The following is a 25,784-nucleotide window of genomic DNA, read 5'->3' on the forward strand; positions in this document are numbered from 1 at the left end:
TGTGATCGTCCAGTGCCGGGATCATGCGCAGGGACGGCCCTCCCAATGCCTCCGGGGCACCAATCCCCCCGAAGGGATGCAATTGCCGCAGGTGTGCCGCCGTCAGTGCTGCTCTGCGACACGATCCGGCACGGAGCGCAGGGGGTGCAGGGGGTGCAGGGACGGGTTGGCGGTGCCGCTCATGGCTCTCGACAAGGCGGTGCGGCTCATCACCGCGTCAGGGTGCTGAAGCCGACGGCGTCGGTGAGGAGCGAGTCGGCGGCAGTGTGAAGCCGGCCGTCTCCGACGGCGTGTGGCCGCTGTGGATCTGTGGCACAAGGGCCCTGGAAGCTTGGCGGAACAGTGACATCAAGGATCCAGGATTGAGCCTGTGGACACGACGAACCGGTTCCGGACCGTGCGCCTAGGCTTCCTGCGGCGCTTCTCGGGTGTAGGGCCGGATGCCTTCTGGGCCTTCTGTCAGCTGTCGCCCTCGGCACGAGCGGCGCGGTGGATCGGCTGGGCGCCGGCCCCGGCCTGCTGATCGCCGCCGCCCACGGACTCCCGCCGCTCGCTCCTGGTCCGGACCCGATCGGCTGACCCGTCCTCCTCCGCCCGAGGCCGCGTAGTGGTGGTCGGGGCCGGAGCGGTTCAGCCGGCGGGCAGGGCGGCCGTGCTTCCCCGGGGCGAAGCCGTCGTGCCGGCGACGATTGTCACGAGGGGTACGCCGGTCCGGGCTCGGGGACGGGGCCACCGGGCCGGAACCGCTCCACCCCGACGATGTGCCGCACCTTGACGGGACGCACGATCACCGCGACCCGCTGTTCCTCCGGCATGATCCACTCGAAGCGATCGACGCCCAGGTACTTGCGGGCCAGCCGGTCCATCCGGTCGTGTGCCTCCTCGCACTCGATGAAACGGGCCACCACACCACTGATCTGCACTCGGTCGAAGGGGTCGGTGGCGTCCGCGTGTGAGAGGTAGACGCGGGGGTCGCGGCGCAGGTTTTCCTCCTTCACCCGACCCACCGAGGTGTTGAACGTCAGCTCCCCTTCCCCTTCCAGATCCACCCACATCGGGCTGACCTGCGGTGCTCCGTCGGCGAACACGGTGCCGACGTACCAGATGTTGGGGGCTTGCAGTCGGGCGCGGACGGCTTCATCGAAAGGCGCAGTCATCCCGGGAGGCTATCAACCATGATCGACTGGAGAGATCGGGGGAGCCGTGGAATCCGCCAGGTGGAGGCGGTGCCGAGAGGCCGTTCTCCGCGCTCCCGCCCTTGGTGGCCAGGGCATTGCAGAGAAATTGCAGAGGAGTTGCAGAGGAGCTGCAGAGGACTGGTCACCGATGCCGTGCCGCGCCGCGCCGGGTCCAGTGCACCGGCCCAGCCGTCCGGGGATCGCGGCGGAATGAGTCGTGGACGCACACGTAGCACTCGGCCGCTGCCCGGCCGCGGCTTCGCCGAGCAGATCGGTGTGCTGCCGACAGTCGCCGACAGCATCACGACCGGCCCGGCGAGGTCGCGACGCGTCGAACGTCAGCCGGCAGGCTTCTGGAGGGCGTTCGGTTCGGTGGTGAGCAGCGCGGTGATCTCCTGGGCGAGCTCCGGGCCGAGTTCGCCCCAGCCGTCCTTGTAGCCGTAGACGCTCGCCAGGGTGCGGGCGTCGTAGTCGCCGTTCATGATCTCGATGTCGGTGGTGGTGATGAGTGCCGGGTGGGCGACGCCGACAGCTCCCGAGACCTTCAGCAGCTCCTTGCGCAGGGTGCGCAGGTAGACAGCGGCCCGGGTGGCCTTCGAGGGCGCGTCGATGCCGCGCACCAGCCACGGGTCCTGGGTGGCGATGCCGGTGGGGCACTTGTCGGTGTGGCATTTCTGTGCCTGGATGCAGCCGATGGACAGCATGGCCTCGCGGGCGACGTTGATCATGTCGACCCCCAGGGCGAAGGCTACGGCGGCGTTCTCGGGCAGGCCGAGCTTGCCGGAACCGATGAAGGTGATGTCGTCGGTCAGGCCCCGTTCGGCGAACGTGCTGTAGACGCGGGAGAATCCCATCCGGAACGGCAGCGACACCGAGTCGGTGAAGATCAGGGGAGCCGCCCCGGTGCCGCCCTCGCCTCCGTCGATGGTCACGAAGTCGACCCCGCGATCACCACGCGCCATCAGCGTGGCCAGCTCCTGCCAGAAGCTCATCTCCCCCACAGCGCTCTTGATCCCGACCGGAAGACCGGTCTCGGCAGCGAGCAGCTCCACGAAGTCGAGCATCGAGTCGACGTCGTGGAACGCGGTGTGCCGAGAGGGGGAGGCGCAGTCCTTGCCGGCCGGGATGCCGCGGATCCCGGCGATCTCGGGGGTCACCTTCGCGCCCGGCAGCATCCCGCCGAGCCCCGGCTTGGCGCCCTGGGAGAGCTTGATCTCTATCGCCTTGACCGGGGCGCTCGCGACCACGTCCTTGAGCTTGTCGAGGCTGAAGGTGCCGTCCTCGTTGCGGCAGCCGAAGTACGACGTCCCGATCTGGAGGATGAGGTCACCGCCGTTGCGGTGGTACGGCGAGAGGCCGCCCTCGCCCGTGTTCTGCATCGCGCCGGCCAGCGCCGCGCCCTTGTTGAGCGCCGTGATGGCCGCGCCGGACAGCGATCCGAAGCTCATCGCCGAGATGTTCACGACGCTCGCCGGCCGGAACGCCTTGGCGCGCCCGCGCGGGCCGCCCAGCACCTTGGCCGAGGGCAGCGGGGCCTGCGGGTCGTGCAGATCGGGCAACGTGCCGGCGAACGTCCGCTGCTTCACGTACGCGTGCCCTTGCACGTGCTCGACGTCCACGTCGGTTCCGAACCCGAAGTAGTTGTTCTCTTCCTTCGCCGACGCATAGATCCAGGTGCGCTGGTCACGGCTGAACGGGCGCTCTTCCTCGTTGGACGTCACGACGTACTGACGCAGTTCCGGCCCGATCGTCTCCAACAGGTACCGGGCGTGCCCGATCACGGGGAAGTTCCTGAGCAGTGCGTGCTTCTTCTGGACGAGGTCGCGGGCAGCCACCAGCGCCAATGCTGTCGCGGCGGCCGCGCCGATGCTCCGAGCCCGCATGAACGTTCCTCTCCTCGGTTGCTCGATACCCGACTCCATCGCCGTGCGGCGGATGTCGTGGGCGTTGGGCGGCGGACACGACCGGACAGGCATCGGCGTCCGACGACAAAACGCCACATGATGTTAGAGGTCTCGCGAATGGGCGGACGGGGCAGGGTGCGTGGCCACCGGGCGATCAGCCAGGTCGAACCCGCGGCCCGGTCGTGTCCGGCGGCAGCGCGAGCCGTCCCGGCCCCCGGCACACGGTCCCGCGGGGCGCTGTCAGTGGCTGGGGCTACCGTGCTGCTGCATGGAGATCGAATCCCTTCTCAAGGACCTGGGCAGCAACGACGACGCGCGCGTGGAGGCCGCTGCCTCACGGCTGGCGGAGCAGGCCGACAGCGTGGTGCCGGAACTGCTGCGCGGCGTGGCCGGTGTGAACAGGACCGCTGGTCTCCAGCCGGTCATGCGGGCGTTGCGGCACATCGGGCCGCCCGCGTTCGACGGCGTGCTGGCGGCCTGGCGGCGCAAGGAGGTGGCGGACTGGCAGGCGGGGCGGTTCCTCGGGGTGTTCGACGAGCGTTCCGCCGACCAGTACGCGGCCCTGGCGGCCGATCCGGACCGCGGAAGTTCGGGCAAGGGCTTCCAGGGGCTCGTCAGGCTGCAAATAGACTCCGAGGCCGGGCTGATGGCCTTGGTGGGCTGCTTCGCCCGGGGCCGCCTCGTCCCCTACAAGGCATCCGACTACGCCCGCCTGCTGCACGAGTCCTTCCGGCCGCGGCTGCGCTCCCTGCGTCGCGACCCTGCGGTGTCCCCGAAGGTCCGGCGGGGCGCGATGGCGGCGCTGGTGGAGGGCGGCGGTGTCGACGCGCTCGACGACCGCGACCGGGCGGCGATCGAGCGGCTGATACAGGTGAAGATCCTGGACGAGGGTGTCCCGACGCTTCCGTCGGCGATCCTCAGCGGCTGGTGGATGGCCGTGCCCGGGGCGTCGTACGAGGGTGTCTTCGAGGCTCTGGGCCTGCACGACCGGCGGCCCGTCACGGTCTCGGCCGGCGTGGAGGCGGCAGAGGGCCGGAGGATCCAGGTACCTGGGCAGGACGGCGCCGACCGCTCCGTGGGGCGGGCCTTCATCACCCCGGAGCTGGACGGCTGGCGCCTTGTCTTCGGTCCCTTCGACGAGCTCGTCGGCGACCCCTGGGACGGCATGATCGAGACGGTCGAGCGCGTCAGCGTCCACTGCGGCCAGGCCCAGTTCTACTTCCTGGACGACGCCGGCGGCTCCGACGTGTGGATCGTCGCCGAGAACGGCCGGGTGATCCGTCAGTACGCCGCCGAGAGCAGCCCCGAATGGGAGGGCGACCCGCTGCCGTGGGAGACCCTGGCGGTCGACGACCCGGACTTCGACCCCGAGTACGACGAGGCCCCGTCCAACGCGGGGACCGCGGGCGCCCGGTCCGCCTGCGGGTACCTCTCGGTCGACCCCGACGAGGTCGGCCCGGACACCGAGGTGCGCGGCCACGGCTGGCTGGCCGTCACCGCACCGGGCGTCGGGCACGGCGCGTTCCCCGGAACACTCCATGTCTGAGGCGCATGCCGTCGGCGGACCCGGTCGCCTGCCGTCCGGTCATCTGCTGTCCCGGTCGCATGTACCCATCGTCTGTACCGCCTCGGCGCCCCGCGGAGTCCGCCCGCGGGGCGAACCCGCGAAGTCCAACGCTCATTGGACGTTCCTCAGCATGCCAAGGTGCCGCGCGTTCGTCGCCGAGGGATCGTCAACTGCTGTCGAGGACGGAGAGCTGTGCGGGCCGGCGCTTCTCTCACGTGGCGGTTGGTGCGTATGCGCGGGTGTCGGTGAATGTGCTGTGTCGGTAAAAGGAGTAGGCCTTGCTCACTGCCTGGAGGAGATTGGCCAGGGCGAGTGCCGTCCACAGGGCGGCAAGCCCTCCAGTTGTGGCTACCGGAGCGGCGATGGCGGCCAGGACTCCGTAGCAAATGAAGGTCGACACGAAACTCGGCATGGTGCGCTTGAGACCGATGAGGCCGAATCCGACGACCGCCTGCAGCGCGTCGGTGACGACCACGGCCAGCACCAGTGGCAGAAGACCTGTGATCTGTGGCCGCACATCGACATCCTGGGTGAACAGCGGAACGACCCAGGAACTGAGGAGGATCACCGCTGCCCCGATGAACCCCACGACGCTCAGTGCCAGCCCCGTTCCCACCCGAACGCTGCGCCGGATACGCCCGCTGTCGCGCTTCGTCGCGTAGGCGGAGATCAGAGGGATGGTGGCCTGGCCGACTGCCACCGCAGCTGTGAAAATGAGGTTGACCAGGGAGATGCCGACGCTGTGCACTGCGGCACTGTCCGTCCCGATCCTGGCTGCCGCAAAGGTCAATACGCCCAGGACGGCGAACTTGACGAGTACTGTGCCGGCCAGCGGAATCCCCACGGCGCCCAGGGCCCAGACCTGCTTCACATTGAGCCGGCCCGGATACAACGAGCGGCCGCTGAGCACGGTGGAGCGGCGGATGGCCACCTGGTTGACGCAGGTGCTGATCACGCTGGAGGCGAGCATGGCGATGCCTGCTCCGGTCAGGCCGTAACTCGGCAGCGGGCCGGGACCACCCACGAGTAGTACGGACAGCGCGGTGGATGCGGCGGTGCCGAGCAGCCCGGCCCGCATCACCGACTTCGAGTGGCCAAGTGCCACCAGGACGGACGTGGCTGACGAGCTGACCGCGATGGCGAGCACGCTGCCGGCCAGCAGGAGTGGAAAGATCCCCAACTGGTCGAGGGTGGCACGGGGAACCCCGGCCGCTCGGCCGATCAGAGGAACGGACACGACCGCCGCCGCCGCGATGGCGCCGACGATGATTGCAAGCCACGTTCCGCTGCGCACCACGGGCAGGAGACGGTCGGGATCCTCCTTGCTCGGTGTCATGAACGGCATCACGCCGCGCAGAGCGCCCGCCACTGTGGCGGTAGCGGGGCTGAACACGGCCATGGCGACGGCGAAGGCCGCGAGGGTGGCGGTGGCGTGGTTGCCGAGCAGCGCGGTGTCGACCAGAGCGCCGACTGAGGCGGCGATCATTGTCAGGTACAGCGGGAGCGCTGCCGCCGTTATCTCGATCCACGTACTGCGTCCGACTGGCCTGGTCGCCTTGCTGCTCACGGGTTCGATCATCACACTGCGGGAGCCGACAGGTCAGCGGAAGCGACGAACTCGGTCCCGCTGGGGCAGCGGGACCGACGTGACCGGACAGAGGGGCGATGGCCCCGGTCGCCGTCCACCGTGACGCGGGCGCAACACGCCGGGGCAGAGCCTGAATCAGGGGCGCTCGAAGCACTGACCAGTCGTCACCGACTTGCATGCAAAACGCGATCAAGAACACCTACTCGGTCACGTACCGGATGGTGGACCGGCCTTCAAACCGATCGTGACTCGTTCGCGGCTCGCGCTTCCCAAACGCCTCTGTCCGAGATGAAGACAGAGATGGGGTGCTCATACCAGCTGGACGCCTCCGGCAGGTCTCTGATCAGCGAGGGAATCTCCGGCTCGAACCTCAGAAGAGTGAGCGTCTTCCAACCGTGTGGAATCTCGTCCCATCCGACCCCGAACTGCTGGGTGACGGATACGACGGTGGCTGTCACCCGGACGACGTCGCTCTCGTCCACACGCCGAAAACAGCAATCGAATGTTCTGCCCACGGGTACGTCCGCGTAGTTGAACGAGAGGAAGAGCGCCTCCTCGTTCGCAGACCTTCGGGTGAAACCGTGACCAAAAGCCGCTAGGGCCTCCTTGTTGGCGCGGCTCTCAACCAGAAGCACCCGTTCAGCGAGCGGCACGTTCTCTTCAGCTCTCACACTGAAACTCTCTCTCAAGGCATCAGCTACGGGCCCGGCTCAGCCTTTTTCCGCACCGCCGACCGCGGCTTCGTACGCGAGCAGTGTGTCGACGAACAGCTGTCGCTGATCCGGTGTCAGCGGGGCCAACGCCTTGCGCCACGCAGCCGCACCCGGGGCGAGCCAGGCAGTGATCGCGGGTTGCTGGTCGGCCGCGATGCCAATGATCCGACGACGTCGGTCCGCCTCGTCCTCACGGCGTTCCAGGATCCCCTTCCGGCTCAGGTCGCCGACCAGCAGGCTCACCGTCGTCGGCGCGACCTGCAGCCGGGCCGCCAGTTCGTTCACGGTCATCGGCCCGTCGAAGAGCAGGTAGGAGAGCAGGGAGAGGTGGCGCGGCGCCAGTGCGAAGGACTGCAGCGCCTCGGGCACAGGGATCTTCTTGACTCTGCCCACCATCCGAGGCATGAGCAGCAGCAGGGCCCGGACGGCGTCATCGACCTCGTTCTCGCCGCCTTCGGCAGCGTCGTGCGTTCTGGGCCTTGACATCGCACACCCCTCCCTATTTACCTTTGCCATCAAAGGTGTTTTGCTTTGTCTGCAAAGTGAGCTCCCCTCATCGTACAAACGACCTGAACGGAGTTGCTGCCATGCCGCACTTCAGCGTGCACATCCGCGAGGAAGCCCTCGACGGGACGGTAGAACCGAAGCTGATCAGCGCCCTGACCGACGCGGTCGGCTCCGTCTACGGCGCGGAGTTCCGCCGCCTTGTCGGAGTTGATCTGATCGGCATCCCGCAGCACCGCCGGGGCATCGGCGGCAACCCGACCGACGACGATGCGCCTCTCGTCACCCTCAGCATGCGCGAGGCCGCGTATCACGTACCCGAGATCCCTGACGCTCCCGCCCGTCTGGTCGCCGCCACCACCGACGCGATGGCCGACGTACTCGGCGAGGCCGTGCGCAAGCAGGTCATTGTCACGATCGTCGGCGTCCCCGACGGCCGCACGGGAGTCGCCGGGACGGTGGCCTGACGCGCGTGTGCAGGCCGGGTCGTCCCGTCCCGGCCTGCACACACCGGCCCCGGAAAGGCCCGGCCGACGAAACGGGTCAGGTGGTGTTCGCTGCCCGATTTCCGCCGGTGGAGGTGGCGATGGACGGACCGGTGCCGGGGGGTAGTGGGGGTGGCGGAGGCGGTGGGCCCGGTGGTGGGGGTGGGAACCGCGGTCGGGCTGGAGCCTCGGTGGCGGGCGGTGGTGGCGGTGGCGGCGCCCCCCACCGAGGATGGCTGGGCTGCCGGGGCCGGGCCTGCGAAGGGGCCGGGGGCGGCGGGCCTGGTGGCGGAGGCGGAGGCGGCTCCACCGCCGGCAGCAGCGGGCCACCCGCGCGCAGCCGGGCAATGGTCAGCTCGGCGCGACGGCGTGCGATCGGGGCGTCGTCGCGTTCATAGACGAGCCGGATACCGAACTGGCTGATTTTCTCGGTTGCGAGCAATCGGTAGCCCAGCGCGTGGGCGATCTCCTCGATCCGGCGCCGATTCGAGGCGGTGTCACGGTCAGGAAGCAGCTTGACACGGGCACGGCCGTCGAAGCTCGCGCGTATCTCGTCGTCCTTCACCTGACTCCGCTCCTGGGAAAGTTCGGCATCTGCCCGGCCGTTCCACACCACGATCCTCGCACGCGCCGGTCTCGCGCGAGCACGGAGGCGAACCGCACGGAGCGACCAGTGAGAATCGGGTACGCCTGCCCCTCGACCGCCTGCCGCGCTCGTGCAGTTGTTCGGCGAGGACCGGTGGGGAGAGTTCCACGGGACGATCGCGGCGACGGGCCCGAGCGGTCGCCTGCGGATCCTGCCCCTTACCGAGTGATCTCCGCGTACGGCTCCGGCAGGAGTCCGCCCTGTTCGCGGGGGCCGGTGCCCCCGCGAGGATCCCGGACTGCTCACCGAGGACGAACGCGGCTCTCACCGGCCTCTGGCACGACCGCGGCGGCCCCGTGGGCCGGAGCTGCTTCAACCGGCCGGTCCCCAAAGCCCGTTCAGGCGGATTCGAGGCCAAGGGACGCGGCAGGTGGGGCTGTCAGGCGTTCTCGGGTCCGGACGGGGCGGCCCACTCGACGAACTGGACGATCACGCCGTTGGGGTCGGTGATCTGGAAGAGGCGTTCGCCCCAGGGCTCCTCGCGCAGCGGCATGGCGATCTCGACGCCCTCGGCGCACAGCCGCTTCTCCTCGGCCTCGATGCCGGTGATGGTGAAGGCGAGGATCAGGCCGGAGACATGCTGGTCGCGCTGGTCGGCCGGCAGCACCTCGATTCCGCGGGCGAGGAGGACGACGTCCACTGCGGCGTCGTCGCGCGACAGGGAGACGAATCCATCGGCGGCGGCCTGCTCGGCGTAGCCGAGGTGGGTGGTGAAGAACCGCTGGGACGCGGCGACGTCGTCGACGGTGAGCGAGACGGTGGACGCGGTGATCTGCAAGGCGGTTCTCCTCATGGGGTTCGGGGAGCCTGTCGCCGCTGCCGGTCGGCGAGGCGGCCGGGCGTGGTCGTCCGTACGGCTGTGGGTGCGGGTGCGGGTGCGGATCAGTAGCCGCCGCGGCGCGGCAGGTTGCGCGTGGACGGGGTGTTGCGCCGGGCGCGGGCTGCGGCCATCTGGGCGAGCAGCCGCCCGTCACGGCGACGCGGCGTGGGGCTCGGCGCTGGGCTCGGTACGGGGCTGTGGCCGTCGCGCCCGGTCAGGAACTCGCCGAGGCCGACAGCGAGGTCGATGTCGAAGGCTGGGGTGGTGCTCGCGGTGCGATTGAGTTCGGGCATGGACTCTCCTCTTCGTTCCATCATCAGAACTTTACGACGAGAGTAAAGTTAGCCACGGGGCTCACGAGTGTCAACATAAAAATGCCACGAGGGTAAGATTGCCTCATGGCTACTGACATCAAATCGCCCGCGCAACCCGCCGGCCTGCGGGAATCCAAAAAGCAGGAGACCCGGCAACTCATCTCCGACCACGCCACCCGGCTGTTCATCGCCCAGGGCTTCGAGCAGACCACCATCGCCGAGATCGCCGCCGCCGCACGGGTCGCGAAGAAGACGGTGACCAACTACTTCCCGCGCAAGGAGGACCTGGCCCTGGACCACCAGGACGCGTTCATCGCTTCCCTGGCGCACACGGTGGCCGCTCGGCGGCCCGGCGAATCCGCCCTGGCGGCACTGCGCCGCGCCTTCACCGACGCCGCGGCAGCCGCAGATCCGGTCTCCGGTTTCTCGGGGCCCGCCTTCGCCCGCATGATCGCCGACAGCCCCACCCTCTCGGCCTGCCTGCGCGGCCTGCACGACCAGCGCGAACGCGCCCTGGCCCAGACTCTCGCCGCAGCCGTGGGCGCACCGTCGGACGACATCACCGTCCAGACCGCCGCCGGGCTGCTCGGGACCGTCCACCGCATTCTGTTCCAACGCATCCAGGACCTCACCCTGGCCGAACGCCCCAACGACGAGATCGCCGGAACCATCACCACGGAGGCGACCGACGCCTTCGACTTGCTCGAACCGGCCCTCGCCGACTACGCCGTGGCCTGAACACCCCGGCCAACCGCCCCGGCAGTCCGTCAGGACCGTCAGCTCGGCTGACGGAGTCCTGCGACGAGGAGTGCGACCAGTCGGCGTGCGTCGTAGCGGGGGTCGCCGTCGGCGCCGATACAGAGGTTTCCGATGCCGCACATGAGTTGGCAGGCATCGAGGTCGGGGTCAAGGCCGGAGCGGGTCTCGCCGGAGGCGACGGCTGCGTCGAGGAGTTGGGCGCACACCGGCAGGAGACGGTCGAGGAAGTAGGTGTGCAGCGCCTCGAAGCCGGTGCCGCCCCCTGCGTCGCGGCGGCCAGGCCGTGCTTGGTGACCAGGAAGTCGACGAAGAGGTCGGCCCACCGCTCCAGGACGGCATGGGGCGTCGGGCTGGTCGACAGCAGGGCCGGGCCGGCCTCCTTGACCACACCGGCCCTCGTCGTCGCCGGGGACACCGGTCCCACCTGTCCACGCGCGGACCGGACTGGTTCACCGACCCCTACACCTACAGCCCGGGAAACAAGCGCCTGCTCACGCTGTTCGGAGCCGAGCACTCGCTCGGCGGCATCCCCGGATACGAGGTCGCCGAGACGAGGGATGAGAGCCCCGCCCGGGTCGCCCTGATCCAGCGGCTCACCACGGCCTTCCTGCGCAGCGCCCTCTACCCCGAGGACACCGGCTGGAAGGCGGCGACCACCGCGCTGGAGGAAGACCCCGACCCGCTCGGGGAACTGCAGGGCAAGTAGGCGCCGCTCACCGGGCCCCGTCGCGCGTGGTCGAAGCCACCGACGTCACCGGCACCCTCTCTCCTTCAGGTGCGGTGCCGGTCTCCGCTGCGGATCATCGACATCAGCAGTTGGTGGGTTTCGCCGTCGGCGGCCACGACGAGTCCGCGGCCTGCCTGTCCGATCGGGGAACCGTCGATCCCGGTCACCATGCAACCGGCGGCCCGGCACAGAGCGATACCGGCGGCGAAATGGACGCTCCCGGACAGGTCGCCGCCGTCGGTGACGTACGCGGCGCGCTTGCCTGCGGCAACCCAGGCCAACGCCAGCGTCGTGGATACGACTCGGGGCCGGAAACGTTCCACGAACCCGGGATGGACCAGCAGTTCCACAGCCCGGAAGCCGGGCGCGCTGGGGAACGGCGGGTCCAGATTGACATCCACGAGTTGGGTGTCGGGCGTGGGCGTCAGTCGCGCATCGGCATCGTCGTGCCGCACCCAGGCGGTCTCCCCATCGGTGAAGAAGACCTCGCCGCTGAACGGGTCGGCCACCGCTGCCGCACCGTTGCGCAGCGCCACGTTGACGGCCACCAGCATGTTGCCGACGGCGTAGTTCAGCGTGCCGCACAAGGGATCGACCAACCACTGGCGCTCGGCCCGAGCGGCACCCTGGTGTCCGCCCTCTTCGCCGAGCAGAGCGTCATCGGGCCGGGCGGCCCGGATGACACCGAGAATCGCCTTCTCGGCCTCCACGTCGGCGGTGGTGGCGAAATCCCCGGCCCCCTTGTCGATGCGGGTGAGCCGCCGGCCGTACATGCTCCGCACGACGTCCGCGCCGGCACGTACCGCGGCTGTCGCAACCCCGGCATCGTCAAGGCCCGCGCTCGCATATGAGTTGACCATGTCACGCAGGATATCGGCGGCAGTCCGGGTCCTCGCCTGCCGGACCGGTCCTGTCCATGCTGCTCGCGGGTTGAAGGCCGCGGAGACGAGCCGGTTGACGAGCGCCAGGTCGTTGCCGCCGGGGCACTCCCCCACTCGGCCCCTGCCGCCCCCGACTCCCCGTCAGGGTCCTCGCGGTCCAGCGGTCCACCGGGCCAGGCCGCTTGGCGGAACTCGTTCCCGGCGGGCACACTGCCACGGTGCCGCCACAGTGCCGGCGGCCGCGCGCACTGCCCGAACATGGAGAACCCGGCCCCGCTTCAGCGCCGGTCCGACATCACTTCTGGAGACCGTATGAGCAGCGCCCTTCTCGTGATGGACGTCCAGCGAGCCATCGTGGACATCGCCGACGACGGCTCCGGATACCTTCCGCGCCTGCGCAGGGCGATAGATGGTGCCCGGGCCGCAGACATTCCTGTCATCTACGTGGTCATCGCGTTACGCCAGGGCTTTCCCGAAGTCAGCCCGCGCAACAGGGCTCTCACCGCCGTCGCGCGAGCCGGACTCCATGTCGAGGGCGACCCCGGCACCGAAATCCACCCCGATGTCGCGCCCCGGCCGGGCGAGGTGGTGGTCACCAAGAGACGGGCGAGCGCGTTCTCGGGCAGTGACCTCGACGTGGTGCTCAGGGCGTACGGCATCGACAGCCTCGTCCTCACCGGCATCGCCACCAGCGCCGTGGTGCTGCATACCCTGTGCCAGGCCAACGACCTGGACTTCGGCCTCACCGTTCTCGCCGACGCCTGCCTGGACACCGACGCCGAGGTCCACCGGTTCCTCACCGAGAAGCTGTTCCCGCAGTGGGCGGACGTCACCACAGTCGACGACTGGCTGGACGCCACCACACCCCGGTAGCGACGGACCGGGGGAGGCGGGGCCCACCCGGCGAAGATGCGCTCGGGCCAGCCTGCGGCGAGCCGCCCGTACGCCAGGATGTCAGCGCCCTTCGGGGTCGCCTGGATCTTGTCCATGTAGAGGTAGGGAGTCGAGTGCGCGGGTGCGCGGGTGCGCGGGTGCGCGCGATGAGGATTCCGGCCCGTCACATCCGTGAGCGGCCTCGTGCGTTCACTGCAGGTTGTTCGTGTCCCTGGGGATCCTGCCTGCGGCGGGGAGCGGCTGGTGGCCTTCGTCCCAGTGGTTGGACCAGCTGCACAGTCCGCACGCGTACCGGCCGTTGAGGCCGTGCACCTCGGCGCCGCAGCCTCGACAGCGCGTGGTGGTGATCTCCGGGGTCATGGCGGGTCCGGGAGAGTTGGACGACCAGCCGCACTGGTTGTTGCAGGTCCAGGACCCGTCGGGGCCCTGGGTGGCTGCCGCGCCACAGTTTCCGCATGTCATCGGAGACCTCCCCGGAGTGGTCCGGCCGGCGGGGGTGCGGCGGGGCCAGGTTCAGGATGGCAGGAAAAGGCGGGGTTCCGAGAGCCCTCTCGCTCTTTCGGGTTACCCGGGATGCTCGGGCGGAAGGGCGGGGAGAGGCGGGTACTCGGGTTCCCGCCCCTTCCGCGCCCGGGACGGTCGCATCACCCGCCGTGGTCCGCGACCCGAGATCGCTTTGGCGCCGGCCCCTGGGACCTGGCGTGGGTCAGTTCGCACCTCCCGTCCACGCAGGACCGACGCAGCCGCCCGGCCGAGACGGTCTCCACGAGGCCGATCGCCCAGCACATCGGGCAGCCGCGCAGTGCGACCAGGCCGACCGGCGCGAGCAGAAGACTCGCCGGGCCGACGACCGGCAACAGGGCCAGGGACCCTACGAGCGCACCGAACCCGACGGCGCCGCGGGCCAGATGGCGCGGGACGCTGTCGCTGGCGAAACCGCCGCGCACCCGCGCGTCTCGTACGCCGACGGCGCCAGCGGCGCCCACGACGACTGTGGAACCGGGCTGGGAACCGAGCGTGGAACTGGACTTGTAGCCGGGCGTGGCGGTGCGTGGCACCGTGGTCGAGTCAGATGTCATCGTTGTTGGTTCCCCTCATCACGGCAGGTTCCTCGCTCAGTACCTCGCGTACTGCCGAACGGGCCCGGTGCAGGCGGGACTTCATCGCGGCGGTGCTCAGTCCGAGCCGGTCGGCGACGGTGCGGCCGGGCAGGCCCTGGATGTCCCGCATGACCAGCACCTGCCGCTGGTCCATGGGCAGGGCCGCGACGGCCGCCGCGACGCGTTCGGCCTCCAGACGCAGCAGGACGTCCTCCTCGGCGGACCGCGAGGTGCCCCCGAACGCGTCGAACCGGTCCGACGTGCCGAGCCGGCCGTGTTCGTCGGCCGGTACGCGGTGGAGCAGGGCGCGGGTGCGGCGCAGGCACTCGTTGCGGACGATCCGGAACATCCACGATGCCAGCGCCCCGGAGGCGCGCAGCATGCCGATCTTGCGGTAGAGGATGATCAGCGCTTCCTGGGCGGCATCCTCGGCGTCCTGGGGTGTGGCACACAGCGTGTGCGCGAACCGGTGTACGTGCGGGTAGGAGCCGTACACCAACGAGGTGAGCGCCTCGACGTCGCCGCGTTGCGCCGCGGCGACCAGCGTCGCGCCGGGCCAGGTGTGGTCAGCCACGCTGACGCCTCCGGCGGCGCAGCAGCGTGACGGTGCACGCGCACAGCAGCAGCGCGCCGGCCGCGGCGGCGATGATGACGGTGGTCATGTGGTCCTCCTGGTGAGTGCGGGGCGGACGCGGTCGTCCGCACGCCCATGAGAGGCGCGGCGGGCACAGAAGGATTCACCCTGGCCAGAAATACGGCCTCAGGTGGTCGCCCCGGAGGGCCCGGTGATGCGCGTGACGGCGTCTAGGGTGAGCGCGCGGTCGTGGGGTTCCGTGGCCAGGGCCCGATGGAGGGTCAGGCCCTCGATGAGGGCGTCGAGTTGGCGGGACGTGTCCGGGTCGAAGTGTTTCTCCAGGTGGCCGCGGCTGCGGGCCATCCATTCGTGGGTGAGTTCCCGGTAGGAGGGCCGTCGGGCGGCGAGGGTGTAGAGCTCGTGGGTGAGGACGAGGTCGCGTCGGCTTCCGTCGGACAGGGCGTGGATGAGGTCGACCACCGCTTCCCTTGCCTGGTCGCGGTCGGCCGGAGCGGCGAGGTGGGTGTCGAACAGCGCGACCACGTGCTCGGTGAAGTGGCGGAACGCCTCCCGAAGCACCTCGTCGATCCCGCTGAAGTGGTAGGTCATCGAGCCCAGGGGAACGTCTGCGCGGGCAGCGATCTTCCGGTGGGAGACACCGGCGGTGCCTTCCTCGGCGATGAGGTCGAGCGTGGCGGTGAGGATGCGTTCGCGACGCTGTGGGTCGGTGTGTCCGGTGGCCATGGTCGTCGCGGCCTCAGAGGGTGCGGACGGGGCGGGCGGGGTTGCCGACGGCGACGACACCCGCGGGGATGTCCTTGGTGACGACGGCGCCGGCGCCGATGACGGAGTTGTCCCCGATGGTCACGCCGGGGAGGACGATCGCGCCTCCGCCGATCCATACGTTGTCGCCGATGGTGATCGGCTCGGCGGCTTCCAGCTTGTCGCGGCGGGGTTTCGGCTCCAGGGGGTGCGTCGGGGTGAGCAGCTGGACGTTGGGGCCGATCTGGCAGTCCTCGCCGATGGTGATGGCCGCGACGTCCAGGGCGGTCAAGTTGTAGTTGACGAAGGTACGCGCCCCGATCGTGATGTTGCTCCCGTAGTCCACGTACAGCGGCGGCCGCACGTGGACCTCGTCCCCTACCGCCCCGAGGAGTTCGGCAAGGACGGGCTGGGCCGCGCCCGCGTCTTCGGTGTAGGCGGCCTGGTAGTGGGCGGCCAGGCGTACCGCTTGCTGCTGGCGGTCGGCGATCTCGGGGTCGTCGGCGATGTAGAGGTCGCCCGCCAGCATGCGTTCGAGGTTGGTGCGGGGGTCCTGTGCGAAGTAGTCCGTCTGCATGGGGATGATCGTAGGCTCTGGAGCGTACGATCGTACACTCCAGGCTTCGAAGACGAACTCCGGCGGATCATCAGCCGGTCGGACGCGGTGCGGAACCAGCCTGCGCCGCCGTACGAAACCTGAGAAGTTCCGCCGCGGCACTGCTCGTCCCGCTGATGAACCGCAGGCTCACCCGTCGCGCAGCCGGAGAAGGTACGTCGCAGTCAGCGCGACGGCACGGTCCTCGTCGTGCGACAGCTCCACGAGGGCCCGTGAGGCCGTCGTCCCCGGGATGCCCGCCAGTGCCTGGGTCAGCCGTCCGCGTGCGGGCGCTTCAGTCGTGTCCTGGGCAAGTCGGTCGACGAGCCCGGTCGCGATCCGGTCCGCCGTCGCGGTGTCGTCCGCCAGCACGCTCAGGGCGTCGGCCGCATCGGTGTCGTTCCTGCCCTCCACGATCATGTCGATGAGCGTCGGTACCGCATCGGCCGCTCCACGTGTCCCGAGCGCCAGAGCCGCGTACCCGCGGACCACGGCGTCGGGGTTCGCGAGGGCGTCCCGCAGGTGCGCGGCAGCCTCACCCCCGGGCATCTCGGCGAGGGACTGAACGGCGCGTTCCCGCACCGCCGCCACCGGCGATTCGAGGCCCTGCGCCAGCAGTGCCGAACCGCCGTCGCCCGATCGCGCCAGCGCCCATCGAATGGCTCCGGCGACGTTCGGCTCCGTCTCGCTCAGTGCCGCATCGACCAGGGCCTCCACCGGCACCGGAGCCTCGTCGACGGAGGAGAGAGCCGCGCGCTGGCGCGCGTCGGCGCTCTTCGACCCCAGCGCCTGGAGGAGAGAAACGACCTGGAGGACGTGCTCCCAGTCGGTGGGGTCCGCGGCATCGATCCGGCGGAGCCGCGTGAGCAACTCCGTCTCGGCCGCGATGCGTTCGCGCGTCTGGCGGATGAGGTCGCCGACGAGCGCCGAGGGCGTGAAGCCGGGATCGTCGAGTGCTCGCCCGATCTCACGCAGGGAAAGCCCCAGTGACCGCAGGCTCTCGATGTGGAAGATCCGCCGGATGTCCTCCCCGGAGTACTCCCGGTATCCGGAGCCCGTACGGCCCGAAGGCCGCACCAGGCCGAGCGACTCGTAATGCCGGAGCATGCGGGCACTTACCCCGGACCGTCGCGCCACCTCACCGATCAACACGCCCTATCGTCCCTCCTGGCCGGACCCACCGAGGGCCACGACGCGCTTCGCCTCCTCGATCGCGAACTCGAACCCGGCGTCCGGGTCGCGCAGCAGCCGTTCCGTGGCAAGTGCGTGTGCGTGCACGTGTGCCTGCGGGCGTGCGTGTGGCCGCGAGTGGGCCTGTGCCTGCGGGTCAGGGGCCGTTGTCGCGGCGTGCAGAGCCGGCAGAATCACTGCGCCCAGCGCGACCATCGCCCGGCTGAGACTCAGCCGCGTCTCCCGCCCACCGCGCCCGAGCTGCGTCGCCAGCGCCACGGCCAGGGCGGGCTCCTCGCCCTCCGGTACGAGTACGACCGCGGCCCGCCAAGCGCTCCGCGCCACCTCGTCGTCGGGGTCGGACAAGAGCGTCCGGGTGATCGCCGGCCACGCCTGCCGGTCCCCGATCTTGGACAGTGTGTGCAGCGCCTGGCTCCGGGCCTGCGCACGCTCCGAACGGAGTTCGCGGACCAGCGCCGGGAGCGTCATGGACACCGGATGGCGGGTGAGTGCCCAGGTCAGCATGTCGCGGACGAAGAACTCGGGCTCGATCGCGCATCGCTCGATGAGCGTTTCGACGTAGCGCGGGTCGGGCGCCGTACCGACCGCCAGGGCGGCCCGCAGCCGCACGGACGAACTGCCGTCCTCCAGCCCCTGGAGCATTCGTGCCCCGTCCGTGTCCTGTCCCGTGACCGTCATCGAGACCACCTCCTCGGCAAGCAGTGAAGACCCTGCCACCGTGTCAAGGTCAAACAGGACCCACCGCGCGAGCACCTGCCACCTGCTGCTTCCCGGTGTCGGTCATGCGGTCGACCGGGCAGCCCCTGCCTCCGGTTTGCGGGCGAGCAGGTGAATCTCCTTGAACTGCCGCCGGTCGGTGGGCTGGGGCTCGCGAACCATCCGGGCCACCTCGGCCAGACCGGCCGTGCGCAGCATCGCGGCGAGGTGATCCGGCGACCATCGATAGGCGGGAGCGACGGCGTGGTCGAAGACCTGCGTCGGGTGGGACGGGTCGTCGCTGGCCGAAAAGCCGACCAGAATGTGGCCGCCGGGTGCCAGCACACGGTGGAACTCCCGCAAGATGGCGGGGAGTTCTCGCGGCGGAGTGTGAATGATGGACCACCGTGAAAGTGCGCCTCCCAGCACGCCGTCAGCGATGTCCAACGCGGCCATCGAGCCCACGTCGAACCGCAGGCCCGGGTAGGCCTGCCGAGCTGTCTCGATCATCGCGGGAGAGCCATCGACGCCGAACACCGCCAGTCCCAGTTCATCCAGGTGAGCGGTGATATGACCAGGTCCACACCCCAGATCTGCGACCTGACCGCCCCCACCCGCACTCACGGCCTCGGCGAACGCGCCCAGAAACGCGCGGTCCAAGGGCCTGTCACGCAGCTCGTCGCGGAACATTTGCGTGTACAGGGGGGCGGCGGCGTCGTAGGCCTCGCTGGTGGCACTGAGGGCATCGTGTTCGATCATGCCCACGACCGTAGTGCCTGGCACCGGGACAAGCCGGGGAATCGCGATCCGGACCGGGGTCCGGTCCCATCGCGGCGTCGGACCGGACCCCGTGGCGTATCCACGTCACGGCGTGAACACGCACGCTCCGGGCCCCGCCCGAGCCGCGATTGTTTTGCCAGGCTGGTGGAGGACGGGTTCTTGCGGCACGGGCGGGACAGCCGGTGCCGGCGTGTGTACTGACTGATCTCCAGGACGGATATCCATGCGGAACGGCTTCTTGCGCGGCCAGGAAACGATCTCTCCCGGCGTTCCATCGCCGGGCTGCGGGACAGAGACGCGGCGATGTGGCGGCGTGGCCGGGGCCGCATCCTTGTGGATCACCGCGACTCCGATCGTTCCCCGGGGCGAACTTCACCTCGGGCATCTGGCCGGTCCCTACGTCGCGGCGGACGTCCTGGCCCGGTTCCTGCGTGCCGATGGCGAGAGCGTGCTGTTCACCACCGGCATCGCGGACCACGCCGGTTCCGTGGAGCTGAGGGCGCTGTCCACGGGAAGGACGCCGGCCGATGTGGCCGACGGGCACGGTGTGGCCATAGAGGCCGATCTGGTGCGGGCACGCGTCGAGTTCGACCACATCGCCCGGCCGCAGCATCCGGGCGGCTGCAGCCGCTGGGTGCAGAACGTCGTCTGCCGGCTGCACGCCGAGGGGATAGTCGTGCCGCGGGTGCGCCCCCTGCCGTACTGCGAGCCGTGCGGGCGCTGGCTCCACGGCGTTCAGGTCACCGGCGGATGCCCGCACTGCGGCACTCTCACTCATGCGGGCGCGTGCCGTGCCTGTGGGCGCCCCGGTGAGGGGGGTGACCTGAGGGATCCACGGTGTTCACGGTGCGGGGCGGGCGCCGGCCTGCGGCGGGTGCGTCGGCTGTACCTGCTCCTGGAGCCCTTCCGTGCGGACCTCGCCGCCCACTGGGACAGGGGCGGGCTGCCCTCCCGGGTCGCCGCGCTGTGCGAGGGGCTGGCCGAGGAGGGGCTGCCGGACGTGCCCGTCTCGCATCCGGGGCGTTGGGGTGTGCCGGTGCGGGTGGAGGGTTTCGAGGACCAGGTGGTCGACGCGGAGTTCGAGGCGGTCGCGTTGCAGCTGTGCGGACACGGTGCCGGTGAGGAGCCGTTGCCCGGCCGTGCGGTCCGCTTCCACGGTCTCGGGCATGCCTTCTACGATGCCGTGCTGCTGCCCGCGCTGTTGATGGAGCGAGGGGTCAAGCCGGACCAGACGTATGTGACCAGAGAGGTCTACCGGCTGGCGCCGGACGGTGGAGCGGGTCTGTGGGCACTGGACCTGCTCAATGAGTTCGGTTCGGACACGGTCAGGCGGCATGTCCTGGAGATTTCCGGCGCGGAGCGCCGGTCCGGGTTCCGTCCGGAGCGGCTGGAGCGTACCCGGCAGGTGCTGGACGGTACGTGGAACGCCTGGCTGAGCGCCCTGTTCGCGGATGTCCGGGCCGAGTGCGGTGGCCGTGTGCCGGATGTCGCACCGGGCGGGCCCGGCTGGCATACGGAGCTGCGGCGGCTGACGGCCGCGGTCGCCGATCTGCGGCAGGCGTACGGTGTCGAGGGGTTCGATCCCCGTCGGGCGGTGGCGTTGCTCGACGAGGTCGTCCGGTCGGTCACCGGATTCGCCGAGGCCGGTTCGTACGAACGTCACAGGCCCGGTCGTGACGAGCGGCATCTCGCCTTGATCTCGGCCCAGTTGAGTGTGGCGTCCGCGCTCACTTCCTGGGCCCGGCCGGTCATGCCGGAGGGTGCGGACCGGCTCGCCGCGGTACTCCGGGTGCCGGCCGGCCGTCCGGTCGGTGTCGAAGCGCTTGAGCCGCCGCCGCACGGGACGCCGGTCGTGGCGCCCAAGGAGTCGGTCTTCGGTTTCTGACGCCTCGGCGCGGAGCCACAGGCCGTTCGCGGGTGTTCAGTCGACCCAGCCGAGCCGCATCGCCCGTACCCCGGCCTCGAAGCGGCTCGAAGCCCCCAGCTCCTGCATCAGTTCGGAGAGCATACGGCTGACGGTGCGCAGCGAGACGCCGAGGTTGCGGGCGATCTGCTCGTCCTTCATCCCGGTGGCGAGCATCCGCAGGATGGCGCGCTGCTGGTCGGTGAGGCTGGCGGCGTCCTGCTGGTCACCTCGCCGCTGCTCGAAGGGGACCGCGCTGCGCCAGCACTGTTCGAACCAGGCACGGTACGAGCGTACGAGCGACGGGCCGCGGGCCAGTATCGCGCCCGCGTCGTGATGGTCGGGGTCCATCGGTACCAGGGCGAACCGCCCGTCAGCGATGATCATGTTCATCGGGAGGTCCGCGGCCACCCGTACCTCGGCTCCCGCGGCCACCTTCTCCGTGAGGTGCTCCATGCCCTGCGGAGTACCGGAGCTCGTGCTGGAGACGATGTAGCGCACCCTCGTCCCCCGGGCTATCTGGCGGCGGTCGCGGGACAGTGTCCGCTCGGGGATCTCGCGGCTGTGGCTGATCTGGGTCTGCAGCGCGCAGAGGTCGTGCTCGACGGTCTCGGTGATGTCCTCCAGGACCTGCTGGATGCGCCGGTAGTCGGTGATGACTTCGACCTCGACCTCGGCGGACGGTGCGAGGACCTCGGCGCGCAGGAAACGGGTGGCCAGCGACTCCAGCCGGCCGTTGACCTCCTCGGCGTGGCGCAGGTCCTCGGCGAGGCGGCCGCGTTCGCTCTCCAGGAGCTTGATCAGCGCCATTTCGGGGCTGACCACGGCCACGGTGTCGGACTCCGCTTCGGGTGCGCTGCCGGAGGCGAGCGCGAGCCCGTTGTCGTGCTCGGTGCCCGTGGGCACGATCAGGCCCAGGTTCAGAAGATCGCGACGGCAACGCTCACGCTCGCTCGGGCCGAGGTCCAGTTCGGCGACGGCCTCGTCGAAGCTGGCCGCGCCACGGAGCCGCAGTTCCTGGTAGAGCGCGAGTGCCGGGTCGTCGGGGCGTGTCCCCGACGTGCTCGCTCTGGCAGCGGTCACCGCGTAGCCCCCCTCGGATGAACATCTCCCACGCGAAGCCCACTTCGCGTGGGATGTCGTCCGAATTCTATGGGTGGGCCTATTTCAAGATCAGACCGCTCGACGCCGGGCCCCCGAGGCCCGGCCCTCGGCTCGGGGCGGGTGCGCCGACCCGATCAGGCATGGACGACAGGTTCGCCGCTCAGCGCGACACCGGCCCGGCGTAGCTCGTCGAGTGCGGTGCGCGTGGTGCCGGGGGCGACACCAGCGGTGTAGTCGAGCAGGACCCGCACCGTGAAGCCCGCTCGTGCTCCGTCCAGCGCGGTGGCCTTCACGCAGTGATCGGTTGCGATCCCCACGATGTCGAGATCGGTGACATCGCGGGCTCTCAGCCAGTCGGACAACGTCGTACCGTCCTGGGTGAAGCCTTCGAAACCGCTCTTCGAGGCGGAGTTCGCGCCCTTGAAGACAACCTCGTCGACGTGCCCGGATTCGACGGCGGGCGCGAAGTCCGGGTGGAACTCGCCTCCTTCACTGCCGACGACGCAGTGCACGGGAAAGGATTCCTGGAAGTCGGGGTTCTCGGAGAAGTGGGTGCCGGGGTCGATGTGGTGGTCACGGGTGGCGACCACGAAGGCGTACTGCCCGTCCGAGTGCCCGAGCAGCTCGGCGATGGCGGCGGCCCGGTCCGCACCGCCCTTCACCGGAACGCTGCCACCCTCGCAGAAGTCCTTCTGCACATCGACGACGATCAGTGCACGACGCATGGGAAGAGCCTTTCCCTTCGGATACAGCGATTCATCGGACACGGCGATTCACTCGATGGTCGCCCTGCCGCCGTCGGACGGGGCGCACCACTCGCCGGTCATTCACCCGACCAGCGCGGCACGCACCGCAACGCGGTCGGTGGAGCCGGGGGCGTCAGGCCTTGGCGGCGGACGTCTCGGTCGCCCGCATGGCCAGGTGGGCACCCCGCCAGCGTCGGCGCAGCCGGCGATCGTGGCTGACGACGACGAGGGCGCCGTCGTAGTCGGCCAGGGCGGTCTCCAGCTCCTCGACGAGAGCGGGCGACAGGTGGTTGGTGGGTTCGTCGAGCAGCAGGACCTCGGACGGCTCGCTGAGCAGTCGCGCCAGGGCCAGACGCTGCGCCTGCCCGGTGGACAGCCGGCCGACCGGCACCGTGAGCTGGTCGCGGTCGAACAGGCCCAGGGACAGCAGCTGTTCGGCGTGCTCGGCGGGGTGCCCGGCCCGGCCGCGGGCGAAGGCGGCCAGCACCGTCTCGTCCGGTTCCCCGGGCTGTGGCTCCTGGGGGAGGTAGCCGATCCTGCCGCGCCGGGTGACGCTCCCGCTGTGGGGAGCGATGTCCCCGGCCAGGACGCGGAGCAGAGTGCTCTTGCCCGCTCCGTTCGGCCCCGTGATCAGCAGGCGTTCACCCGCCGCGACGGTGAGGCTCGTACGGTCGAGCCGGTCCGTGACGCCGATGCCGGCGGCGTCGAGGACGGTACCCACCAGGCGGCGGGTCCGCAGTACCGGGGTGAAGTGCAGCGGCTCCGGCGGAGGCGGGACCGGGTCGGCGAGCAGGCGGCGCAGCCGTTCCTCGGCGTTGCGCACCCGACTGGCCAGGGACTGCTGTACCCGGCCGCCCGCCCGGTCGTAGGCCATCTTGTTGCCGTCCTTCATCGGACGGCCCGGAGCCACCTGGCGGGCGGTGGTCGCGGCGGCCTCGCGGAGCCGGTCGGTGTCGGCCCGCCACTGGTCGTGCGCCTGGGCCCAGCGCTGCCGGGCGGCGGCCTTCTCGGCGAGGTAGCCGGAGTAGCCGTTGCCGTACCGGACGACGCGGCGCCGGTCGGCGTCCACCTCCAGCAGGCTGGTCGCGACACGTTCGAGGAAGACCCGGTCGTGGGAGACCGCCACCGTGGTGCCCCGGCGGGTGCGGAGGTGTTCCTCCAGCCAGGTCAGGGCGCCGTCGTCGAGGTGGTTGGTCGGCTCGTCCAGCAGCAGTACCTCCGGCGCGGCGGCCAGCAGGGCCGCCAGCCGCAGTCTGACCCGCTCGCCGCCGGACAGGCTGCCCACGCTGCGGTCACGGCCGACCAGTCCCAGGCCGAGGCCGTGCAGAGCACGTTCCACCCGGGCGTCGGCGTCGTAGCCGCCGCGCAGTTCGAAGAGCGTCATCAGTTCGCCGTACTCGGCCAGGCCCGACGCGTCGCCGTCGGCCATCGCGGCCTCAAGTCGCCGCATGCGCCGCTCGACGGCGCGCAGGTCGCTCAGGGCGCGGTCGATGATCTGCTGGACGGTTGCCCGCGGGTCTGTCCGCTCGTCCTGGGAGAGATAGCCGACGCCGCCGGTGGCCTGGACCACGACCTCGCCCTCATCGGGCTGTTCGTGCCCGGCGAGCAGGCGCAGCAGGGTGGTCTTGCCGGATCCGTTCTCCCCGATGATCCCGGTGCGCTCGCCGGCGGCGAGCGAGCAGGTCACCGCATCAAGGACGGGCCTGCCGTCGAAGGACTTGCTGACGGCGAGCGCGGTGATCTGTGTGGGCATACGGGGTCTCCAGAGCATTCGGGAATGAGGCGGCCGCGAGGGGCCGCGTGGCCGGGCGAATGCTTTGGAAGAACATCGATCACTCCACTAGTGCGACAACTGATGCTTTAAGATGCTGCCATACCTTCACCCCTGGAGCAATCGGATTTACCCATGACGCCTCCCGCAGCCCCTGAGCCGGAACCGGAGCCGGAACCAGAGCCGGAAACGGGACCGAACGGCACCCGGCCACCACCGGCGCCCCGGCGCCGGCCCGGGGGCCGCACCGCCCGTATCCGTGCGCAGGTGCTCGACGCTGCCCTCGCGGAGCTGGCCGAACACGGCTACGACGGGCTCACCACGGACGCCGTCGCCGCCCGCGCCGGGGTGCACCGCACCACTGTCTACCGGCGCTGGGGGGACGTCGGCGGCCTGCTCGCCGACGTGCTCGACGCGGCGGGTGACGACGACTGGCAGCCGCCGGACACCGGTTCGCTGGAAGGCGACCTGACAGCGCTGAACGAGGAGATCCAGACGGGCATGAGCGCACAGCCACCGGTCATGGCGGCCCTGATCGCCGCCTCGTTCCGCTCCGAGAAGGCCGCAAAGGCCCAGCGGCGGCTGTGGGAGGACCGGTACGCCCGCTGCGAGATCGTCGTCGGCCGGGCCGTCCGGCGCGGCGAACTCCCGCCGCGCACCGACGCCCGGCGACTGCTCATCGCCGCCACCGCGCCGCTCTACCACCAGCTGGTGCTTCTCCGCACGCCGTACGACCCGCAACTGCCGGGCCACGCGGCCAGAACCGCCGCCCTCGCCGCAGCCGCCGGCGCCTTCGCCGAGCCCCCGCCGGAGGTTCACACCTGAGACCCCGTCCGGGCGCGGCTGCCGCGCGCGGCGGGCTCGCGCAGGTGGGCGGCGGCCGTGCGCCACGCGGTGGTCACCGCGGTCCGGGCCCGTGCCGTCCGGGCGGCTCGGTCGCCGGTCAACTCCAGCGGCGCGCCCACGTGCACATGAAGGTCCGGTCGGCGCAGCGGGGCGGTGACCAGACCGGCGAGCTGCTTGGCGGTGCTGCCCGAGGTGATCCGGCGGGCTCCGGCCTGGCCCACGGGTATGACGGGGGCGCCGGTGCGTTCGGCGAGCCGGGCCAGGCCGCTGCGGAAGGCGCCGGGTGCCGCTTCCGCGGCGTCCCTGCGGCGGGGCAGGCCACCCTCGGCGTAGATGAGGAGCAGCCGCCCCTGCTCCAGGGCTTTTGCAGCGGCGTCCAGCGCGGCAGCGGCGCGCCGGTCTCCGCGGATGACCGGGATGTGTCCTTCGCGGGCGAGCGCACGGCCGAGCAGCGGGACGCGCCACAGCCCCGCGGCCGCCATGATGACCGGCTCGGCGCCGAGCCGGTGCAGGGCGGCGGTCACGATCGCGGGGTCCGCCAAGGACGTGTGGTTCGCGGCGATGATGCTGCCGGGCGCGAGTTCGGTGCCGGGGTCGGTGGTCACCGTCAGGCGGCCGAACGCGGGCACCAGGACGTCGGCGAAGGGGCTGAGCATGAAGGGTCTCCCGGTCTCGGCGGTGTTGGTCCTCATCGTCGGGACCGGGTACGGCCGGGGCCTGAGTCGTCGTACTCATA

Annotated in this window: 28 protein-coding genes and 1 pseudogene; 7 read left to right on the top strand and 22 right to left on the bottom strand. The window is 70.4% G+C overall.

Annotated features, from left to right (window positions below; translation table 11 throughout):
- Positions 1-692: 692 nt before the first annotated feature.
- Positions 693-1,157 carry a TIGR03618 family F420-dependent PPOX class oxidoreductase gene (locus ACFYY7_RS22925; RefSeq protein WP_388663964.1) on the bottom strand — a complete coding sequence of 155 codons (465 nt, stop codon included), beginning with the start codon at positions 1,155-1,157 and terminating at the stop codon, positions 693-695.
- A 359-nt stretch (positions 1,158-1,516) separates the two neighbouring features.
- Positions 1,517-3,061, bottom strand: coding sequence for an FMN-binding glutamate synthase family protein (locus ACFYY7_RS22930; RefSeq protein WP_388663966.1), 1,545 nt, complete (start codon positions 3,059-3,061; stop codon positions 1,517-1,519).
- A 289-nt stretch (positions 3,062-3,350) separates the two neighbouring features.
- Between ACFYY7_RS22930 and ACFYY7_RS22935 the strand changes: the two genes are divergently transcribed.
- Positions 3,351-4,628, top strand: a complete 1,278-nt coding sequence (locus tag ACFYY7_RS22935) for a hypothetical protein (protein ID WP_388663968.1) — start codon at positions 3,351-3,353, stop codon at positions 4,626-4,628.
- A gap of 232 nt (positions 4,629-4,860) precedes the next feature.
- Here the strand turns inward: ACFYY7_RS22935 and ACFYY7_RS22940 are convergent, their stop codons facing one another.
- The 3 genes from ACFYY7_RS22940 to ACFYY7_RS22950 all read right to left on the bottom strand — a co-directional run bounded on the left by ACFYY7_RS22940 (position 4,861) and on the right by ACFYY7_RS22950 (position 7,436).
- Entirely contained in the window at positions 4,861-6,216 is a 1,356-nt protein-coding gene (locus ACFYY7_RS22940) for an MATE family efflux transporter (protein ID WP_388663970.1), read from the bottom strand.
- A gap of 254 nt (positions 6,217-6,470) precedes the next feature.
- Positions 6,471-6,908, bottom strand: coding sequence for a hypothetical protein (locus ACFYY7_RS22945; protein WP_388663971.1), 438 nt, complete (start codon positions 6,906-6,908; stop codon positions 6,471-6,473).
- Positions 6,909-6,947: 39 nt separating this feature from the next.
- On the bottom strand, positions 6,948-7,436 hold the full coding sequence (locus ACFYY7_RS22950; protein ID WP_388663973.1) for a MarR family transcriptional regulator: 489 nt from the start codon (positions 7,434-7,436) through the stop codon (positions 6,948-6,950).
- Positions 7,437-7,537: 101 nt separating this feature from the next.
- Here ACFYY7_RS22950 and ACFYY7_RS22955 point away from each other — a divergent pair, with 101 nt between their 5' ends.
- Positions 7,538-7,921, top strand: coding sequence for a hypothetical protein (locus ACFYY7_RS22955; protein ID WP_388663975.1), 384 nt, complete (start codon positions 7,538-7,540; stop codon positions 7,919-7,921).
- 1,043 nt (positions 7,922-8,964) lie between these two features.
- Here the strand turns inward: ACFYY7_RS22955 and ACFYY7_RS22960 are convergent.
- Together ACFYY7_RS22960 and ACFYY7_RS22965 are read right to left on the bottom strand one after the other, a co-directional pair.
- Positions 8,965-9,363 (bottom strand): VOC family protein, encoded by a 399-nt coding sequence (locus ACFYY7_RS22960; protein ID WP_388663977.1) that lies wholly within the window; start codon positions 9,361-9,363, stop codon positions 8,965-8,967.
- Between the two features lie 104 nt (positions 9,364-9,467).
- Positions 9,468-9,698 carry a hypothetical protein gene (locus ACFYY7_RS22965; protein WP_388663979.1) on the bottom strand — a complete coding sequence of 77 codons (231 nt, stop codon included), beginning with the start codon at positions 9,696-9,698 and terminating at the stop codon, positions 9,468-9,470.
- Positions 9,699-9,803: 105 nt separating this feature from the next.
- On the opposite strand from ACFYY7_RS22965, the gene ACFYY7_RS22970 reads away from it, so the two are divergent.
- Positions 9,804-10,457: a TetR/AcrR family transcriptional regulator gene (locus ACFYY7_RS22970; protein ID WP_388663981.1), complete on the top strand. Its 654-nt coding sequence runs from the start codon at positions 9,804-9,806 to the stop codon at positions 10,455-10,457.
- Positions 10,458-10,495: 38 nt separating this feature from the next.
- On the opposite strand, the gene ACFYY7_RS22975 is transcribed toward ACFYY7_RS22970, so the two are convergent.
- Positions 10,496-10,801, bottom strand: a complete 306-nt coding sequence (locus tag ACFYY7_RS22975) for a hypothetical protein (RefSeq protein WP_388664237.1) — start codon at positions 10,799-10,801, stop codon at positions 10,496-10,498.
- Positions 10,802-10,855: 54 nt separating this feature from the next.
- Here ACFYY7_RS22975 and ACFYY7_RS22980 point away from each other — a divergent pair.
- A pseudogene (locus ACFYY7_RS22980) lies at positions 10,856-11,184 on the top strand (chlorophyllase); the annotation flags it as partial.
- Positions 11,185-11,249: 65 nt separating this feature from the next.
- Here ACFYY7_RS22980 and ACFYY7_RS22985 read toward each other — a convergent pair.
- Complete coding sequence (locus tag ACFYY7_RS22985; protein WP_388663983.1) at positions 11,250-12,065, bottom strand: inositol monophosphatase family protein; 816 nt, start codon at positions 12,063-12,065, stop codon at positions 11,250-11,252.
- A gap of 333 nt (positions 12,066-12,398) precedes the next feature.
- Here ACFYY7_RS22985 and ACFYY7_RS22990 point away from each other — a divergent pair, with 333 nt between their 5' ends.
- Entirely contained in the window at positions 12,399-12,959 is a 561-nt protein-coding gene (locus ACFYY7_RS22990; RefSeq protein WP_376305697.1) for a cysteine hydrolase family protein, read from the top strand.
- A gap of 210 nt (positions 12,960-13,169) precedes the next feature.
- Here the strand turns inward: ACFYY7_RS22990 and ACFYY7_RS22995 are convergent, their stop codons facing one another.
- The 9 genes from ACFYY7_RS22995 to ACFYY7_RS23035 all read right to left on the bottom strand — a co-directional run bounded on the left by ACFYY7_RS22995 (position 13,170) and on the right by ACFYY7_RS23035 (position 18,657).
- Positions 13,170-13,442 carry a hypothetical protein gene (locus tag ACFYY7_RS22995; RefSeq protein WP_388663985.1) on the bottom strand — a complete coding sequence of 91 codons (273 nt, stop codon included), beginning with the start codon at positions 13,440-13,442 and terminating at the stop codon, positions 13,170-13,172.
- A gap of 182 nt (positions 13,443-13,624) precedes the next feature.
- Positions 13,625-14,059 carry a hypothetical protein gene (locus tag ACFYY7_RS23000; RefSeq protein WP_388663986.1) on the bottom strand — a complete coding sequence of 145 codons (435 nt, stop codon included), beginning with the start codon at positions 14,057-14,059 and terminating at the stop codon, positions 13,625-13,627.
- Positions 14,049-14,654 (bottom strand): RNA polymerase sigma factor, encoded by a 606-nt coding sequence (locus tag ACFYY7_RS23005; protein WP_388663988.1) that lies wholly within the window; start codon positions 14,652-14,654, stop codon positions 14,049-14,051. Before ACFYY7_RS23005 ends, ACFYY7_RS23000 begins: the two co-directional genes overlap by 11 nt.
- Positions 14,647-14,742 (bottom strand): LPXTG cell wall anchor domain-containing protein, encoded by a 96-nt coding sequence (locus ACFYY7_RS23010; protein WP_351253291.1) that lies wholly within the window; start codon positions 14,740-14,742, stop codon positions 14,647-14,649. Before ACFYY7_RS23010 ends, ACFYY7_RS23005 begins: the two co-directional genes overlap by 8 nt.
- Positions 14,743-14,840: 98 nt before the next feature.
- Complete coding sequence (locus tag ACFYY7_RS23015; RefSeq protein ID WP_388663990.1) at positions 14,841-15,398, bottom strand: TetR/AcrR family transcriptional regulator; 558 nt, start codon at positions 15,396-15,398, stop codon at positions 14,841-14,843.
- 13 nt (positions 15,399-15,411) lie between these two features.
- Positions 15,412-15,993: a sugar O-acetyltransferase gene (locus ACFYY7_RS23020; RefSeq protein WP_388663992.1), complete on the bottom strand. Its 582-nt coding sequence runs from the start codon at positions 15,991-15,993 to the stop codon at positions 15,412-15,414.
- A gap of 168 nt (positions 15,994-16,161) precedes the next feature.
- The gene (locus ACFYY7_RS23025) at positions 16,162-17,163 is read right to left on the bottom strand and encodes a MerR family transcriptional regulator (RefSeq protein WP_388663993.1); all 1,002 of its coding nucleotides are present in this window, start codon (positions 17,161-17,163) and stop codon (positions 16,162-16,164) included.
- Between the two features lie 3 nt (positions 17,164-17,166).
- A complete protein-coding gene (locus ACFYY7_RS23030; protein ID WP_388664218.1) occupies positions 17,167-17,880 on the bottom strand; it encodes a HEAT repeat domain-containing protein in 714 nt (237 codons plus the stop codon).
- A gap of 102 nt (positions 17,881-17,982) precedes the next feature.
- Positions 17,983-18,657 (bottom strand): class I SAM-dependent methyltransferase, encoded by a 675-nt coding sequence (locus tag ACFYY7_RS23035; RefSeq protein WP_388663995.1) that lies wholly within the window; start codon positions 18,655-18,657, stop codon positions 17,983-17,985.
- 334 nt (positions 18,658-18,991) lie between these two features.
- Here ACFYY7_RS23035 and ACFYY7_RS23040 point away from each other — a divergent pair, with 334 nt between their 5' ends.
- Positions 18,992-20,563, top strand: a complete 1,572-nt coding sequence (locus ACFYY7_RS23040) for a class I tRNA ligase family protein (protein ID WP_388663997.1) — start codon at positions 18,992-18,994, stop codon at positions 20,561-20,563.
- 36 nt (positions 20,564-20,599) lie between these two features.
- On the opposite strand, the gene ACFYY7_RS23045 is transcribed toward ACFYY7_RS23040, so the two are convergent.
- From ACFYY7_RS23045 to abc-f, 3 genes are all read right to left on the bottom strand, one after another.
- Entirely contained in the window at positions 20,600-21,664 is a 1,065-nt protein-coding gene (locus tag ACFYY7_RS23045) for a DUF6879 family protein (RefSeq protein WP_388663999.1), read from the bottom strand.
- Positions 21,665-21,819: 155 nt separating this feature from the next.
- Positions 21,820-22,410, bottom strand: coding sequence for an isochorismatase family protein (locus tag ACFYY7_RS23050; RefSeq protein WP_388664001.1), 591 nt, complete (start codon positions 22,408-22,410; stop codon positions 21,820-21,822).
- Between the two features lie 154 nt (positions 22,411-22,564).
- On the bottom strand, positions 22,565-24,184 hold the full coding sequence (gene abc-f / locus ACFYY7_RS23055) for a ribosomal protection-like ABC-F family protein (protein WP_388664003.1): 1,620 nt from the start codon (positions 24,182-24,184) through the stop codon (positions 22,565-22,567).
- 153 nt (positions 24,185-24,337) lie between these two features.
- Here abc-f and ACFYY7_RS23060 point away from each other — a divergent pair, with 153 nt between their 5' ends.
- Entirely contained in the window at positions 24,338-25,027 is a 690-nt protein-coding gene (locus ACFYY7_RS23060; protein WP_388664004.1) for a TetR/AcrR family transcriptional regulator, read from the top strand.
- Here ACFYY7_RS23060 and ACFYY7_RS23065 read toward each other — a convergent pair.
- Positions 25,018-25,704, bottom strand: coding sequence for a lysophospholipid acyltransferase family protein (locus ACFYY7_RS23065; protein WP_388664220.1), 687 nt, complete (start codon positions 25,702-25,704; stop codon positions 25,018-25,020). The two genes, ACFYY7_RS23060 and ACFYY7_RS23065, sit on opposite strands and share 10 nt — an antisense overlap.
- Between the last annotated feature and the right edge of the window lie 80 nt (positions 25,705-25,784).

This window comes from Streptomyces sp. NPDC001933 (genome assembly GCF_042890955.1).
GTDB lineage: Bacteria > Actinomycetota > Actinomycetes > Streptomycetales > Streptomycetaceae > Streptomyces.

Excerpts from the sequence above, each read along its gene's own strand:
- ACFYY7_RS22970 (WP_388663981.1), top strand. The coding sequence starts at position 9,804 with ATGGCTACTGACATCAAATCGCCCGCGCAACCCGCCGGCCTGCGGGAA.
- ACFYY7_RS22985 (WP_388663983.1), bottom strand. The coding sequence starts at position 12,065 with ATGGTCAACTCATATGCGAGCGCGGGCCTTGACGATGCCGGGGTTGCG.
- ACFYY7_RS22935 (WP_388663968.1), top strand. The coding sequence starts at position 3,351 with ATGGAGATCGAATCCCTTCTCAAGGACCTGGGCAGCAACGACGACGCG.
- ACFYY7_RS23060 (WP_388664004.1), top strand. The coding sequence starts at position 24,338 with ATGACGCCTCCCGCAGCCCCTGAGCCGGAACCGGAGCCGGAACCAGAG.
- ACFYY7_RS23035 (WP_388663995.1), bottom strand. The coding sequence starts at position 18,657 with ATGATCGAACACGATGCCCTCAGTGCCACCAGCGAGGCCTACGACGCC.
- ACFYY7_RS22965 (WP_388663979.1), bottom strand. The coding sequence starts at position 9,698 with ATGCCCGAACTCAATCGCACCGCGAGCACCACCCCAGCCTTCGACATC.
- ACFYY7_RS23010 (WP_351253291.1), bottom strand. The coding sequence starts at position 14,742 with ATGACCACCGTCATCATCGCCGCCGCGGCCGGCGCGCTGCTGCTGTGC.
- ACFYY7_RS23015 (WP_388663990.1), bottom strand. The coding sequence starts at position 15,398 with ATGGCCACCGGACACACCGACCCACAGCGTCGCGAACGCATCCTCACC.
- ACFYY7_RS23050 (WP_388664001.1), bottom strand. The coding sequence starts at position 22,410 with ATGCGTCGTGCACTGATCGTCGTCGATGTGCAGAAGGACTTCTGCGAG.
- ACFYY7_RS23020 (WP_388663992.1), bottom strand. The coding sequence starts at position 15,993 with ATGCAGACGGACTACTTCGCACAGGACCCCCGCACCAACCTCGAACGC.
- ACFYY7_RS22925 (WP_388663964.1), bottom strand. The coding sequence starts at position 1,157 with ATGACTGCGCCTTTCGATGAAGCCGTCCGCGCCCGACTGCAAGCCCCC.
- ACFYY7_RS23000 (WP_388663986.1), bottom strand. The coding sequence starts at position 14,059 with ATGACATCTGACTCGACCACGGTGCCACGCACCGCCACGCCCGGCTAC.
- ACFYY7_RS22955 (WP_388663975.1), top strand. The coding sequence starts at position 7,538 with ATGCCGCACTTCAGCGTGCACATCCGCGAGGAAGCCCTCGACGGGACG.
- ACFYY7_RS22990 (WP_376305697.1), top strand. The coding sequence starts at position 12,399 with ATGAGCAGCGCCCTTCTCGTGATGGACGTCCAGCGAGCCATCGTGGAC.
- ACFYY7_RS22995 (WP_388663985.1), bottom strand. The coding sequence starts at position 13,442 with ATGACATGCGGAAACTGTGGCGCGGCAGCCACCCAGGGCCCCGACGGG.
- abc-f (WP_388664003.1), bottom strand. The coding sequence starts at position 24,184 with ATGCCCACACAGATCACCGCGCTCGCCGTCAGCAAGTCCTTCGACGGC.
- ACFYY7_RS23030 (WP_388664218.1), bottom strand. The coding sequence starts at position 17,880 with ATGACGGTCACGGGACAGGACACGGACGGGGCACGAATGCTCCAGGGG.
- ACFYY7_RS23065 (WP_388664220.1), bottom strand. The coding sequence starts at position 25,704 with ATGCTCAGCCCCTTCGCCGACGTCCTGGTGCCCGCGTTCGGCCGCCTG.
- ACFYY7_RS22930 (WP_388663966.1), bottom strand. The coding sequence starts at position 3,061 with ATGCGGGCTCGGAGCATCGGCGCGGCCGCCGCGACAGCATTGGCGCTG.
- ACFYY7_RS22950 (WP_388663973.1), bottom strand. The coding sequence starts at position 7,436 with ATGTCAAGGCCCAGAACGCACGACGCTGCCGAAGGCGGCGAGAACGAG.